The sequence below is a fragment of the Vicinamibacteria bacterium genome (assembly GCA_035570235.1).
Classification (GTDB): domain Bacteria; phylum Acidobacteriota; class Vicinamibacteria; order Fen-336; family Fen-336; genus DATMML01.
Genome location: DATMML010000080.1, coordinates 21205 through 35633 on the forward strand (window position 1 = coordinate 21205; position 14429 = coordinate 35633).

A 14429-nucleotide genomic window follows, 5' to 3' on the forward strand; every position below is an offset into this window, starting at 1 on the left:
TTCTTTAAGAACCAAGTTTGAGCGAGTTTGCCAGAGGTCCGAGTTTTGTCAAGCACTTTTTAGGCGCAATTTTTAAGGGCCGGAGCGATGCCGAGAGAAGGACCCCCATCTCCAAAAAACTGGATTCAATCCAAGGCTCCGAAACCTGCTAACACCCGCTATCCGCAACCACTCAGAGCGAGGGATACGAGAGTACGAAGAATCCATACGACCTGTCGGAGTGGGATCGACAAGCGGGGCGTGGGATGACAACCAAAAAAAGAGATGTCGGCTCACCGTGACGACGCCGCGTACGGACGAGCGAGCGCCATCTTCCGAGTGGCGCCACTGCGGTAATATGAAACTGCGGTGCGGAGACGATTGCGCGGGGTGCGCGCTCAACCGTGGATGACTGGCCTCCTCTTGGGCAGCTTCCTCTGCTGCCGTGCCGCCGCCGAAGGCGGATCGGACCCCGCGACCGCTCTCGAAAGAGCCATCTCCACGGCCGAGCAGAGTCTGCAGAAGGGTGACCTGCGGACCGCCGAGAGCCACTATCACTCCGCCCTATTCGAAGGCTGGCTGCTGATGGCAACGCTGGAGAGGATCGAGGGCCGGCTCCCGCAGGCGCGGGAGGCATTCCAGAGCGCTTCGACCTACGCCGTCGAGAACCGGGCCGCGCTCCAGGGCCTGGCCCTCGTACAGCTCCAAATGGGCGAGGCCGCCCCGGCCGCCGAGGTCTTGACGAGCCTGGCGAGGAAGAATCCCAAGGACGTCCAGACCCGCCGTCTGCTCGCGCAAGCGCTCGTGGCCCAAGGGCAGCCCGATCAGGCGGTGCGCGAGCTCGAGGAGGCGCGGGCAGCTGCTCCCAACGATCTCGAGCTGGCCTTTGCCGAGGCCGGCGCGTACCTGGGTCTCAAGAAGCCGGAGCTCGCGGCGCGCCTCTTCACGATGATTGTCGAGGCTAGGCCGCTCCCCCAAACCCACGTCCTCATCGGCCGAACCTACCGCGACTTCGGCGACTACCGGCGGGCCCGCGCCGCTCTACAGGCGGCCTTGAAGCAGGACCCGAGGGTGCATCGCGCCCACTACTACCTGGGCAACACGCTCGTGAGGGAGAAGGGGATGGCCGGGCTGGAAGAGGCCATACTCGAGTTCCAAGCGGAGTTGAAGCTTCAACCCCAGGATCCGCTAACAAACCTGGAGTTGGGGATGGCCCTCGTCGACACCCAGCGGTTCGAAGAAGCCCTGCCTCCCCTGGAGATCGCGGCCCGGTCCGACCCGCCGCAGGCGCGGACCCTCTACTACCTCGGCCGAGCCCAGCTCGGGGTGAACCTCCGGGCGGAGGCGGTTGGCTCCCTGAAGCGCGCGCTCGAGCTGGTGGAGCGGCAGGGGGCCGGAGGGGACCAGCTCCGGGTGATCCATAACCAGCTGGGCCTGGCCCTCCAAAGGCTCGGCCAGGCGCAGGAAGCCGCTACCCATTTCGCGGAGTCCGAACGCCTATCGGCCCAGGGATCGGACGCCGCGCGTGAGCAGCTGGCCCGCTACCAGTCGGACGTTCCCGAGCCGGAGGCGGCCCGGGACCCCGTCGCGCCGGTGATCGAGACCTCACCTCTGGCTGGGCTCCCGTCATTGGAGCGGGCAACGCTGAAGGGCCGCGTGAGGGCCGGGCTTGCCCGCTCGTACCTCAACCTGGGCGTGATGCAGGTGCAGGGCGAGCACTTCGCTGAGGCCGCTGCCCTCTTCGAGAAGGCAGCCGCGATAGACCCCGCCTTCCCCCAGGTCCAGTACTCGCTGGGCGTGGCCTACTTCAACGCCGGCCAGTTCGACAAGGCCACCGCGCCTCTCGCCCGCGCCTTCTCGGTCAGCCCCAAGGACGCCGGCCTCAAGCGAATGCTGGCCATGGCCTGGCTGAACGCCGAAAAGTTCGACAAGGCCGCGGAGCTGCTGGGGGACGATCCGGAGCTCGCCACGAACCCCTCCCTGCAGTTTGCGTACGGTCTCGCCCTCTCCAGGAGCAACCGCACGGCGGAGGCCGAGCGGACCTTCTCGCGCCTCTTCGCGCAGCACGGCGATTCCGCGGAGCTGAGCGTGCTGCTGGGCAAAGCCCACGCCCAGATGGGGGACTTCGACTCCGCCATCGAGGCCCTAAAGCGGGCGCTCCGGCTCAAGGCCGATGTGGCGGAGGCGAACGGCAGCCTCGGCGTCATCTACTTGAAGCAGGGCCGGCTCGCGGAGGCCGAGCAGGCCCTCCGGGCGGAGTTGGCCCGAAACCCCGGGGACCTCCAGTCACAGCAGAATCTCGCGGTCGTGCTCGAATCGCTCCAGCAGCCACAGGCGGCGATCTCGATCCTGCGCGGCGCTTTGAAGTCAAAGCAGGACTTTGCCGACGCGCGCTACCTGCTCGGCAAAATCCTGCTCGCGGAGGGAGCGGCCCCCGAGGCCGCGCAGCACCTGGAGGCTGCGGCCAAGGTCGCCCCCGAGGATGCGAAAATCCACTACCAGCTGGGACGGGCCTACCAGACGCTGGGCCGGACCGGGCTCGCGGAACAGGAGTTCGAGATCTTCCGCCAGCTCAAGGACAAGCATCCCCCGAGCGCCCCCTAGAGGCCGCTCAGGAAGGCTGACCCCCGGGGCCGGTGGGGAGCGCCTACTCGGGCTCGCGCACCGACAGGATCTGGTCGGCCGGCACTTGCTTCAGGGTCTGCACCCTCCCTGAGGGCCACGTGATGGTCAGCTCGGAGACCACGCGGTCCGGGCCCAGCCCGAAGTGAACACGGCGGTCGGACGCGCCGCCGTACCCCACCGCCGTGTTGACGTGGTTGTACTGGGCGCCGGACGCGGTGACGACCTTGATCTTCGCGCCCATGCCCTCGCGGTTGCTCTTGGTGCCCACGGTCTTGATGAGCAGCCAGTGGTTTGGCGTGGGGGAGACGTTGTGCCACAGCTCGAGCGCGCCGTCGAGGGAGGTGACGACGACGTCGATGCGGCCGTCGTTGTCGATGTCGCCGAAGGCCGCACCCCGGTGGACCGCTTTGCGCGCGAACTGCTCGCCCGCATCGGCGCTCCCGTCCGCGAAGCGACCATCCTTGAGGTTGACGAAGACGGCGTTGGCCATGGGCACGCGCTCGCGGAAGTTCCCGCCGGGGTCCATGACATCGGCGCAGGCCACGAACAGGTCCTTCCAGCCGTCGTTGTTGAGGTCCACGATGCCAGCGCCCCACCCGGAACGCGCGCGCGACAGGGTGGCGATTCCGGAGCGGGCGGTGACCTCCTCGAAGAGCCCCCCCCCAAGGTTCTTGAAGAGAGGGAAGGTCTCGTTCGCGAGTGCGGTCTGAAAGATGTCGGGCCGGCCGTCGTTGTCGACGTCACGGGCGTCTGCGCCCATGCCCGCGACGGGCTCCGCGCGTTCGGTCAAGGCCACCCCCCGTTCGAAGGCGGACTCCGTGAAGGTGCCGTTGCGGTTGTTCATGAACAGGAAGGAGGGCAGGGTATCGTTGGCGACGAATAAGTCCATCCAACCGTCGTCGTCGAAGTCGGCGACGCCGATGCCCATCCCCTTCCCGATGTGGGCGCGGATGCCGGAGGGGACCGAGACATCGGTGAAGGTCCCGTTGCGGTTGTTGTGGAAGAGCGAGTTCGGAAGGCCCTGATATTGCTTCGGGTGGCAGTAGTCGGGTGATTCGGGCTTGCCGCACAGAGGCTCGTGGGCCGGGTCCCAGACGCAGTAGTTAGAGACGAAGAGGTCCAGCCAGCCGTCGTGGTCGTAGTCCACGAAAGCGGCGGCGACCGCCCAGAGCCGGCCGTATTTGGGGTCGGGTTGGGCCAGGCCCGCCGCCTCGGTGACATCCGTGAACGTCCCGTTTCCGTTGTTGTGGAAGAGGGTGTTCCTCCGCAAGCCGGCCACGAAGATGTCGGTGTAGCCGTCGTTGTCGTAGTCTCCGGTGGCCACCCCCAGGTCGTAGCCCCGGCCCGCCACCCCCGCGGCCTCGGTAACGTCGGTAAATGTGCCGTCGCCGTTGTTCCGGTAGAGACGGTTCCACTGCTCCGGGCCCGTCTTCTCCAGGCTGGTCATGTTCGCGCCGTTGACCACGTAGATGTCGAGCCAACCGTCGTTGTTGTAGTCGAGGAGAGCGACCCCGGAGACCATCGTCTCCGGCTGGTGCTTGCGCTGCGTCCGGCCCGAGTTGGTGACGAAGCGCACGCCGCGCTTGGCCGCGACCTCATCGAAGACGATGGGATCGAACTTCAGGGGGGGAGCAGCCCAGGCCGCGACTCCGACCAGGAGAGCGACCAGAAGGATTCGAGTGGCGGACCGCACGTAAGGCGAGGCTAGCGCCCGCAAAGGAACCCTGTCAACCGATGACACCGTTAGGAGCGACACCGTCACCGCCGCCCGCGTTTCTCGGGCACCGTGCAAACGGACTAAAATGGGATTCCTGTGTCCGGAAGTTGTCGCGGGCCTCACACTCGCCGCCTCCTGGCGGGCCTCCTCCTGAGCGGCCTCTTCGCTTCGGAGGCGGTGGCCCAGACGGGATCGGACCCAGCCACGGCTCTCGAGTCGGCCATAGCCTCCGCCGAAGAGAGCCTGCGGCAGAGCGACCTTTCCTCCGCGGAGAGACACTACCGCGAGGCCCTGTTCGAGGGCTGGTTGTTGACGGGCGAGCTGGAGAGGGTCGAGAGGCGGTCCGGGGTGGCGCGGGAGGCGGTGCGCAACGCCTCGCTCTTCACGGTCGAGACCCCTCCCGCGCTCCGCTTGCTGGCCACCGCCCACCTCCAGTTGGGGGAGACCGCGCCGGCCGTGCAGATCTTGAGCGAACTCGCGGGGAAAGGCACGACGGACGCGGCGACCCTCCGCCTCCTCGCCAAGGCCCTTGCCGCCGACGGGCAGCCCGAGCGAGCCGTGCAGAAGCTGGACGAGGCCAGTTCGGCGGCCACCGACGACCCGGAAGAGGCATTCCTGCTCGCCACCGAGTACCTGTGGTTGAAGAGAGTGGATGCCGCCGCGCTCCTGTTCGCGCGCGTCGTCCAGGCGCGGCCGATTCCGCAGACCCGCGTTCTCGTGGGCCGCGCTTACCGCGACGCCGGCGAGTACGAACGCGCGCGATCTGAGCTGCGGGCGGCCCTCGACCAGGACCCGAGCGTGCATCGCGCCCACTACTACCTGGGCATGGTGATGTTGGCGGATGCGGGAGCCGGGCCCGATCGGCTGGAGAGGGCAGTAGGTGAGTTTCGAAAGGAGCTCAAGAACAACCCGCACGATGCGCTCACCAACGATCAGCTGGGCACCGCGCTGCTGGAGGCAGGGCGGCCGGCGGAGGCATTGTCGGCCTTGGAGGCCGCAGTCGGAGAGGAGGCGCGCTCTGCTTTTGTCTACCACCTCGGGCGTTGCCAGCTCGCCCTCGAGCGGCCGGGGGACGCGTTGTCCTCGTCTCGGCGTGCCTTGGACCTCGCCCGGGAGCAGGGGGCCGGCGAGGCCGAAGTGGCGCAAATTCATTACCAGCTTGGCTTGGCGCTCAGAAAGCTAGGGTCGGCGCAGGAGGCGGTCGCCCAACTGGCCGAGGCCCGGCGCATGACCAACCAGGGGACAGATGCCTCGGGGGAGGCTGCGGCCAGGGGCTCGTTTGCCGCCGCCCTTGACTCCCAGAACGAGACCTCCTCCCTCTCCGCGCTGTCCCCCGGACAACGGGCGGCGCTGAGGACGCGGGTGAGGCTGAGCCTGGCGCGCGCCTATTTCAACCTGGGCGTTCTGCAGGCCCAGGGCCAGCGCTTCGCACCCGCGGCGGAGTTCTTCCGGAGGGCGGCGGAGGCCGAACCCGACTTCCCCCAGGTCCAGTCCTCCCTCGGTGTGGCCTACTTCAACGCTCGGCAATTCGACAAGGCCACCGAACCCCTGACCCGCGCCGTGGCCACCAGCCCGGAGAACCCGGGCTTGAAGCGCATGCTGGCGATGTCCTGGCTCAACACCGAGGCCTGGGCCAAGGCGGCGGCCCTGCTGCAAGACGACCCGGAGCGCAGAACGGACGGATCCTTGCAGTTTGCCTACGGCCTCGCCCTGCTGCTCAGCGGCCGCGCAGCCGAGGCGGAGACGGTCTTGGCCATGCTTCTCAAGGAGCAAGGCGATTCGCCCGAGCTCAGCGTGCTACTGGGCCAAGCGCAGGCGGACCAGAGGAAGTACGACGAGGCCGCTCGGGCGCTCGAGCGAGCGGTCCGGCTCAAGGCGGAGGTGGCGGGGGGCCGCGCAACCCTGGGCCTTGTCTATTGGAAGCAGAAGCGCCTGGCGGACGCCGAGGCCACCCTGCGCACGGAGCTCATGGCGCATCCCACCGACCTGCAGTCGCAGCAGAACCTCGCGCTCGTCCTCGACGCACAGAATCGGCGGGAGGAGGCGATCGTTCTCTTGCGCGACGCCCTCCAAACGAAGCCGGACTTCGCCGATGCTCACTACTTGCTGGGTAGGATCCTGCGCACCCAGGGCACCCTCGGGGAAGCGGTGGAACACCTGGAAGCGGCCGCGCGCCTGGACCCAGGGGACGCCGGCATTCACGATGAGCTGGGGCGGGCCTACCAGGCTCAGGGCCGCAGGGAGCAGGCCCGGCAGGAGTTTGGGGCTTCCCAGAAGCTCAAGGCCAAGAGGGGAGGAGACAGCCCGTGAACCGCTCGTCCAGCGATGCGGCCGCACTGTACGCAGGTATCGCGACCCCGATGTCAAGCCCGGTGAGGCATCCGTGAAGCTCACCCTGGGTCTGGTTCTCTTATGGCTCCTCGCGGCTTCGGGCTTGGCGCAGCTCGCGAGCCCCACGCCGAAGCCGCTTTTCCGCGACATCGCGCGCGAGGCAGGAATCACCTTCCAACACCACGCCGCACCGGAGAAGAAATTCATCGTGGAGTCCATGAGCGGCGGGGTCGCCCTGCTCGACTTCGACAACGACGGGCTCCTCGATATCTACTTAACCGACTCCCTGACCGTGGACACGGCCAAGAACCCGAGAGCGGCTCGCAGCGCGCTCTACCGGAACCTGGGCAACGGGAAGTTCGAAGACGTGACGGAAAAGGCCGGGGTGGGGCACCCGGGCTGGGCGATGGGGGTGTGCACGGCGGATGTGGACGGAGACGGCTGGCCGGACATCTACGTCACTGGCCTAGGCCGGAACTATCTCTATCACAACAACCACGACGGCACCTTCACCGACATCGCGGAACAAGCGGGGGTCGCGGGGGGCGGCTGGTCCGCGGGTTGCGGCTTCGCCGACTACGACCGGGACGGCAACCTCGACCTCTTCGTCAGCCGCTACGTGAAGATCGACCTCGACGACCTGCCCGCCTTCGGCAGCGGCAAGACCTGCCAATATCGCGGCATCGCGGTGCAGTGTGGGCCCCGGGGTCTCCCCGGAGAGTCGGACCTCCTTTTCCACAACGACGGCAACGGGCACTTCACCGAGGTCAGCGAGAAGGCCGGGGTCTCCGATCCGCGCCACTATTTCGGGCTGGGGGTCGCTTGGTTCGACTACAACGGCGACGGCTGGCCGGACCTGTACGTGGCCAACGACTCCGGGCCGAGCTATCTCTACGAGAACCAGAAGGACGGGACGTTCAAAGAGGTCGCCTTCCCCATGGGGGTGGCGGTGAGCGAGGACGGGGGCGAGCAGGGGGGGATGGGCGTGGCCGTGGGTGACTACGACAACAGCGGTCGGTTCAGCATCTACAAGACGAACTTCGTGGAGGAGTACAACAGCCTCTTCCACAACGAGGGCGACCACTTCGCCGACGTCTCCTTCCGCTCGAAGACCGCCCCCAGCAGCCTGCCCTACGTCAAGTGGGGCACGGCCTTCTTCGATTACGACAACGACGGGTTCCTGGACATCATCTCCGTCAACGGCCACGTCTACCCCCAGATTGGCCTGTCTCGTCTGGGCCCCTCCGCGGGCTACCGGCAGCGGAAGCTGCTCTATCACAACCGCGGGGACGGAACATTCGACGAGGTCGCGGAGCAGTTCGGGGCTGCGCTCACGGAGCCGAGGGTGAGCCGCGGTCTGGCCGTGGGCGACCTCGACAACGACGGGCGGCTGGACGTCGTCGTCAACGACCTCGACGGCAACGCCCAGGTGCTGCACAACGAGCTGGCCGACGTCGGCAACTGGCTCCGCGTGAAGCTCAAGGGCAAGGGTCGGATGACCGACGCCATCGGGGCCGTGGTCACCGTGAAGGCAGGCAGGCTCCGTCTGACGCGCCTCGTCCAGAGCGGGACCGGTTATCTCTCCCAGGACGACATGCGGTCGCATTTCGGCCTCGCCCACGAGCCGCAGGCGGACTCGATCGAGGTCCGGTGGCCGGACGGAACCATCACCCGGCGGGAGAGGGTGAAGGCGAACCAACAGGTGGAGATCGAGCAGCCTCGGTGAGGGCGGCCGGAGTCCGAAGAGAGCTCCCCTTGGTGAGGCGACGGATTCAGGAGCCGACCCACATACGGAGCACGTCCTCGGCTGGCTTTTCTCGCGGCGTGTAGTCTGTGTCCTGCGGTCCCGGCGCCGGCACCGCCCAGTCCCACCAGAAGACGCCCTTCATCCAGGCCGCCTCGACCGACCAGACCTGGAAGGCCGCCGCGTAGCAATCCGCCTGCTCGCTGGGGTCGTAGCGGGAGCCGGTGGAGTAGTCGTAGGGGGCGCGGTTGGTCCCGGCGGCGCTCCGGTAGCCGATCTCGGTGAAGACGACCGGCTTTCCATGGCTCGCCTGCCAGTTCTTGTAAGCGGCGACCATGTTCTGGCCGTAACGGTTGGAGAACCATCCCTGCGCGAGTTCCTGGCGGCTGGGATCGTCCTTGTCGGTCAGGGGGGTGTAGACGTCCAGGCCCATGAGGTCCAGGGAGTCCCAGAAGGAGACGCTCGTGAACTCATCTCCGGGCGCGTTGGCGTTGGCGGCGTAGGTGATCGAGCCCCGGTAGGCGCCGCGCACGGCGCCCACGACCCCCGCCCACTGCGCGGCGTATCGCGAATCGGTGAGGGTCGCGAGCTCGGTCCCCACGCAAAACATCTCGGCGTGACCGGCCTCAGCCAGCGCGGCATACCGGGCGATGAACGCTCGGTAGCTGGCGAACCAGCGGTCGGTGTCCACGGGGTGGATCGTTCCCCGCCAGGTGCCGTCCTGGACGTCCACATGCGGTTTGAGCATGACCTTCAGGCCGAGGCCATGGAGGTCCTGGATGGCTGCGCTGACCGCGTCGTCCGTGGGTGTGCGGAGGAGGTCGGGGCCGATCTCGTCCGAGTCTCGTCCGTCCATGTACCAGGTGGCGATGACCGCGGCCCAGCTGGACTTTGTGGCGGCCAGGCCGCGGCGGGAATCTCGGGCGTCCGAACTTAAATATTCGTCGTGCCACCAGGAGACGTGGGTGATGCCGTTGTAGGCGAAGCCGGAGGGGGACGCCGGGCTCGCGGTCGGCGCGGGGTTGGGAGGCGTTGGCGTTGCCGAAGAACCACAGCCGCCGAAGGGAAGAGCGGCGACCAGGAGAAGGGCGCGGGGGGTGCCCTTCACGGCTTGACGCCCACGTCATGCTCGAGGCCGGTGTCGGTGAGGCACCAGCTCCGGACCCAAAGCGAGTCCGAGAGCTGGATGTGACCGGGTCCTCCTCCTAGGGGGCGGCTCGAGGAGCAGTCCGCATCGGGAGCGCAGCCTCCCGCGCAGCCGGGGAGGCTTGTGATCCGCACTTTGAACCCGTTTCTCTCGATGGCCTCGACGACGCCGCAGAAGCCGCCGCCATTCCAGCGTCGGACACAAACCCGGTCCCCCACCGACTTCCCGGAGCCGCGGCTGCCCCGGCTGCGCAGAAGGCGGACCAGCTCCCCGCGGTTCGCGGCCTGGGCGATGTCCAGCGCGGTCCCCGCCTCCCGGTCGCGCGCGTCGGGGTCCGCTCCCGCGTCCAGGAGGAGTTGGACGACGTTGGCGCGGCCGATCGAGGTGGCCTGCATCAAGGCCGTCCAGCCGCGGGGTGTGGAGGCGTTGACGTCGGCCCCGGCCTGGAGCAAGACCTTGGCCGTCTCCGATCGACCGCTCGCCACCGCCACCATGAGGGCGGTGGAGCCGGTCGAGTCCCGGGCTTCCAAGCTAACCCCGCTCCGCACCAGCGCCCGCAGCCGGCCCAAGTTGCCCTCCCGGGCGGCGATATGGAGCGCGCGCTCGTCGGGGGAGAGCCTCCCCGCGCTGGCGGAGAGGGCGGCCGCGGCCAGCAGGACGAGGGACGTCATCCCTCGCGAGTCTACCAGAGAGACCTCGGCGGGGAGACGCACCCGCTCCCGGACGTTGACTTGAACCCTCGAAGGAGCGTACGGTACGCCGCCGATGAACAGTGCTCCGTGCTTCTTGGGTGTGGACTTGGGCGGCACCCAAATGCGAATGGCCGTCGTCACGGGCGAGGGGCGCCTGGCGACGGAGGTGGTCTCGGTGCCCACCGGCAGGGGCTTCGGGCCCGATCACCTGAGGCACGGCCTCCGGGATCTCCGCCATCGTCTCCGGCCCGTCCTGGACAACCGCGCCGACGTCGCGCTCGGCTTCGGAACCGCGGGCATCGTCGATCGCGGCCCCCTCACTCAGTGCAACAACCTTCCCCTCCTCAACGGCACCGACCTCGGGAAGCTGCTGCGGGAGGCCGCGGACGGTCCGGTCGCCCTCGAGAACGACGCGCGCTGCTTCACGCTGGCGGAGGCGAGATACGGCGCCGGCCGCGGCGCCCAAGACGTCTGCGGCATCACCCTCGGGACCGGGGTCGGCTGCGGCGTGATGGTCGGGGGACGGCTTCATCGCGGCGCGGGGTCCCAGGCGGGTGAGGTCTACCGCATTCCGCTTCGGGGGCACTCCCTCGAAGACTTCCTCTCCGGTGCCGGGGTCGTCCGCGGCTACGAAGCGGCCGGGGGGGGGCCCCGTGCCTCCCTCGATGCTCAGGGCATCGCGGAGTTGGCCCGTACCGGCGACAAGGCGGCGGGAGCGGCTTGGCGGTCCTTCGGGGAGGACCTCGCTTTCCTCTGCGCGTCCGTGATCGCGCTCCTAGACCCCGCCGTCATCGTCATCGGCGGGTCCCTGTCCCGGGCGCGCGACCTCTACGTGGCCGACCTGGCCTCACGCTTGGAAGGGTATCCGACCCGCATCGCGGAGGCGGCGCTGGGTCCCGCCGCCGGCGTCATTGGAGCGGCGGCCCTGAACATGGACTAGCGGGCCCGGGGGGAAACCCCGGGCAGGAAGCCCTGCGGACGAGGACGCCGCGGTTCCTCAAGAAACGCCCAGAACACCGGGTCCGGGCCAGGCAAAGCATAGCGGCGCCCAGGGGGAGGGCTCAAGGAGACACCCAGATTCTCAGGGTGTTGCCCAGGCTTGCCGGAGCCGCCGCCGCAAGAGCTCCTGGGCTTCGTTGGTCGCCACCAGGAGGCTCCCCCAGAGCGGCGCTTCCTTCCCGAGGGCGGAGACCACGATCTCGGTCGGCTCGAGCAGGATGCGCCCGACGATGCGGCGCACGTCGTGAAGGAAGGGCTTCCCCTTCGCGACCACGGCTCCTCCCAGGACGATGAGGGAGGGGTCGAGGACGACGCTCAAATTCGCGGTCGCGATGCCGATCAGCGTGGCCACCTCGTCCAGCGCTCTGCGTGCCTGGCCGTCGCCCACCTCGGCGGCATCGAACAGTTCGGCAACCCAGCGCTCCGGGTCGCTCCCCGCTCCGGGTGGCCAGCGGGAGGCGAGGGCCTTGAGGCCGGCCAGGCTCTCCAGGGATCCCTGGGTCTTCTCCTCCCCGCCCACAAACTGGGGTCCCATGCACATGAGGCCGATCTCGCCCGCCAGGGAGTGATGCCCCCGGTGCAATTCGCCATCCATGAGGATGCCGGCGCCGATCCCCGTTCCCACGGAGATGAAAGCGCACGTACTGTGACCGACGGCGGCCCCCCGCCAGTGCTCCCCCAGGATGGCCAAGTTGACGTCATTCTCGACCACCACGGGAGCGCCGAGAGCCCGCCTCAGAATCTCCCGCATGGGTACCTGGGACCAGCCCTGCAGGTTGGAGGCCAGGGTCACGACACCCCGTTCCCGATCCACGGCTCCGGGAGCCCCCGCCCCCACCGCAACGAGGCGCCCCCGGGGAATCTGCGCCTCCGCCAGCAGCTCCTTCACGTCCTCCGCGAGCCGTGTGAGGAGGGCGGCGGGGTCGAGACCCACCGGAGTCGGCACCACCCGATGGGCGAGCCGTGCGCCCCGCAGGTCGGCCACGGCCAGCCGCGTGCGGGTGGGGCCGAGATCGATACCGGCCACGAAGCCGTGGCTGGTGTTGAACTCCATGGATGTGGGTCGTCGGCCTCCGCGGGAGGCGCTGGTGCCGAGGTCCCGGACCAGGCCGCTCCGGATCAGCTGGGAGGCGAGGCTGCCCACGGTGGGGGCGGAGAGGCCGGTAGCCTGGATAAGCTCCGCGCGGGTGAAGGGCTCGTGTCGGTCCATGGCGATGGCCAGGACGCGCTCGAGGTTCAGGCGCCGAATGTCGCCGGCGTTGCCAACGCCCGTCCGTGTGCGGAGCCCGAGCGAACGGACAGCTCTGGGTGCCATCTTCGGTAAGGAGTTTACGAAAGTCGCGACTGCTTTGGCAACGGCGGCCTCACGTCCTTCCCTCCCGAGGATCAAGGGCACCCGTCGATCTCTGAGACTCGCCGGTCCGGGTGGCTGAAAGCCGCCCCCACTCGTGAGCCGAAGTGCAATTGATACATAAACTTAGCGGTGCCACCGCTCGGGAGGGACCGATCAAAATCCCATCCCGGTCAGCCCGGGATGAGCGTCTTAACCCGTATCGTTGACTCGGAGAGGTTCAGCCGGGAAGAGCACGGGAACGACTCTCGATGCTATAAGGAAGGATCTCGTCAGACCAAACAGGAGGTGCCTCTCCATGATCCGGTCCGCGTGCCTTCCCTGGCTCCTGGCCGCCGGTGGCCTCACCCTGGCGTCGCCCTCTGGGGCGGCCACGGTTCCGGGCGATCGACGGCCCCTGAAAACGGGCTGGATGCTCCAGTCGTCAGCGAAGGTTCCCGAGACCGGGGCCGCCCTGTCGATGCCGGGCTACCGGCCGGAGGGCTGGCACCCGGCCCTCGTTCCGGGCACGGTTCTCGCGACGCTCGTTGAGAACAAGGTCTACCCCGACCCCTACTTCGGATCCAACCTGAGGTCCATTCCCGGTGCCGAGTATCCGATCGGGCAGAACTTCTCGAACCTCCCGATGCCGGCGGAAAGCCCGTTTCGGCCCTCCTGGTGGTACCGCACAGAATTTGAGGTCCCCGCCGTGGGCCGGACCCTCTGGCTGCATTTCGATGGGATCAACTACCGCGCGAACGTGTGGCTGAACGGCCAGCTCGTGGCGGGCGCCAATGAGGTCGCGGGGGCCTACCGGCGTTACGAGTTCGACGTGACCCGCTTCGCCAAACCGCGGAGCGCCCTCGCCGTGGAGGTCTTTGCCCCCGAGCCGAGCGACCTGGCCATCACCTGGGTGGATTGGAATCCGGCCCCTCCCGACAAGGACATGGGAATCTGGGGCGACGTCTATCTGACCGACAGCGGTCCGCTCGCCCTCCGCCACCCGCAGGTCGTCACCCGCTTCGACCTTCCGTCCTTGGAGACCGCCCACCTGACGATTACCGCCGAGGTGCGGAACACCACCAACCAGCCGATGAAGGGGACGGTGCGGGGTGCGATCGAGGCCATCCACTTCTCGCAGCCGGTGGCCCTGGGCCCCCGGGAGAGCACGAGTGTTCGCTTCACGCCCGAGCAGGCGCCCTCCCTAAGCGTCGCCCACCCGCGGGTGTGGTGGCCGTACCGGCTGGGAACTCCGAATCTCTACACCCTCGCCCTCGAGGTCGAGGCGGGAGGGGCGACCTCCGACCGGCAGGAGGTGCGGTTCGGCATGCAGCAGATCACTTCCGAGCTGACGGAGGGCGGTCACCGCCTCTTCAAGGTCAACGGAAAGCCCCTCCTCGTCCGCGGGGGGGGATGGGCCTCCGACCTGATGCTGCGCCCGTCGGCTTCCCGTTGGGAGGCTGAGCTCCGCTACGTGAGGGAGATGGGCCTCAACACCATCCGTCTGGAGGGCAAGCTGGAGAACGACGCCCTCTTCGATCTCGCGGACCGCCACGGGATTCTGGTCATGGCCGGCTGGTGCTGCTGCGACCACTGGGAGCAGTGGCCGCGCTGGGAGGCCGAAGACGAAGCCATCGCCGCGGCATCCCTGCGCGATCAACTCCGCCGCCTGGCGCGCCACCCCTCGGTATTCGACTGGATGTACGGCAGCGACAATCCGCCGCCGCCGAAGATCGAGCAGATTTATCTGAAGGTGATCAAGGAGGTGGAGTGGCCGAATCCGTTTCACTCATCGGCCACGGCTAAACCGACGCCGGGCGCGGGGCCGACGGGCGTGAAGATGACGGGGCCTTACGAGTACGTGG

At 68.1% G+C, this 14429-nt stretch carries 9 protein-coding genes; 5 read left to right on the forward strand and 4 right to left on the reverse strand.

The window, feature by feature from the left end; translation table 11 throughout:
• The first annotated feature begins 369 nt into the window (after positions 1–369).
• On the forward strand, positions 370–2583 hold the full coding sequence (locus VN461_14215; GenBank protein HXB55937.1) for a tetratricopeptide repeat protein: 2214 nt from the start codon (positions 370–372) through the stop codon (positions 2581–2583).
• Positions 2584–2626: 43 nt separating this feature from the next.
• On the opposite strand, the gene VN461_14220 is transcribed toward VN461_14215, so the two are convergent.
• A complete protein-coding gene (locus tag VN461_14220) occupies positions 2627–4297 on the reverse strand; it encodes a CRTAC1 family protein (protein ID HXB55938.1) in 1671 nt (556 codons plus the stop codon).
• A gap of 120 nt (positions 4298–4417) precedes the next feature.
• On the opposite strand from VN461_14220, the gene VN461_14225 reads away from it, so the two are divergent.
• The gene (locus VN461_14225) at positions 4418–6631 is read left to right on the forward strand and encodes a tetratricopeptide repeat protein (GenBank protein ID HXB55939.1); all 2214 of its coding nucleotides are present in this window, start codon (positions 4418–4420) and stop codon (positions 6629–6631) included.
• A gap of 73 nt (positions 6632–6704) precedes the next feature.
• Positions 6705–8378: a CRTAC1 family protein gene (locus VN461_14230; protein HXB55940.1), complete on the forward strand. Its 1674-nt coding sequence runs from the start codon at positions 6705–6707 to the stop codon at positions 8376–8378.
• A 46-nt stretch (positions 8379–8424) separates the two neighbouring features.
• Here VN461_14230 and VN461_14235 read toward each other — a convergent pair whose 3' ends face one another.
• Together VN461_14235 and VN461_14240 are read right to left on the reverse strand one after the other, a co-directional pair.
• Positions 8425–9504 (reverse strand): hypothetical protein, encoded by a 1080-nt coding sequence (locus VN461_14235; protein HXB55941.1) that lies wholly within the window; start codon positions 9502–9504, stop codon positions 8425–8427.
• Positions 9501–10214 carry an ankyrin repeat domain-containing protein gene (locus tag VN461_14240; protein HXB55942.1) on the reverse strand — a complete coding sequence of 238 codons (714 nt, stop codon included), beginning with the start codon at positions 10212–10214 and terminating at the stop codon, positions 9501–9503. The genes VN461_14235 and VN461_14240 overlap by 4 nt, the downstream gene beginning before the upstream one ends.
• A gap of 94 nt (positions 10215–10308) precedes the next feature.
• Between VN461_14240 and VN461_14245 the strand changes: the two genes are divergently transcribed.
• On the forward strand, positions 10309–11175 hold the full coding sequence (locus VN461_14245) for an ROK family protein (protein ID HXB55943.1): 867 nt from the start codon (positions 10309–10311) through the stop codon (positions 11173–11175).
• A 141-nt stretch (positions 11176–11316) separates the two neighbouring features.
• Here VN461_14245 and VN461_14250 read toward each other — a convergent pair whose 3' ends face one another.
• Positions 11317–12549, reverse strand: coding sequence for an ROK family protein (locus VN461_14250; GenBank protein HXB55944.1), 1233 nt, complete (start codon positions 12547–12549; stop codon positions 11317–11319).
• 334 nt (positions 12550–12883) lie between these two features.
• Here VN461_14250 and VN461_14255 point away from each other — a divergent pair.
• Positions 12884–14429: glycosyl hydrolase family 2 (locus VN461_14255; GenBank protein ID HXB55945.1), on the forward strand; the 1546-nt coding region annotated here is incomplete at its 3' end.

Coding starts and splice junctions, on each gene's coding strand:
- VN461_14245 (HXB55943.1), top strand. CDS start 10,309: ATGAACAGTGCTCCGTGCTTCTTGGGTGTGGACTTGGGCGGCACCCAA.
- VN461_14240 (HXB55942.1), bottom strand. CDS start 10,214: ATGACGTCCCTCGTCCTGCTGGCCGCGGCCGCCCTCTCCGCCAGCGCG.
- VN461_14250 (HXB55944.1), bottom strand. CDS start 12,549: ATGGCACCCAGAGCTGTCCGTTCGCTCGGGCTCCGCACACGGACGGGC.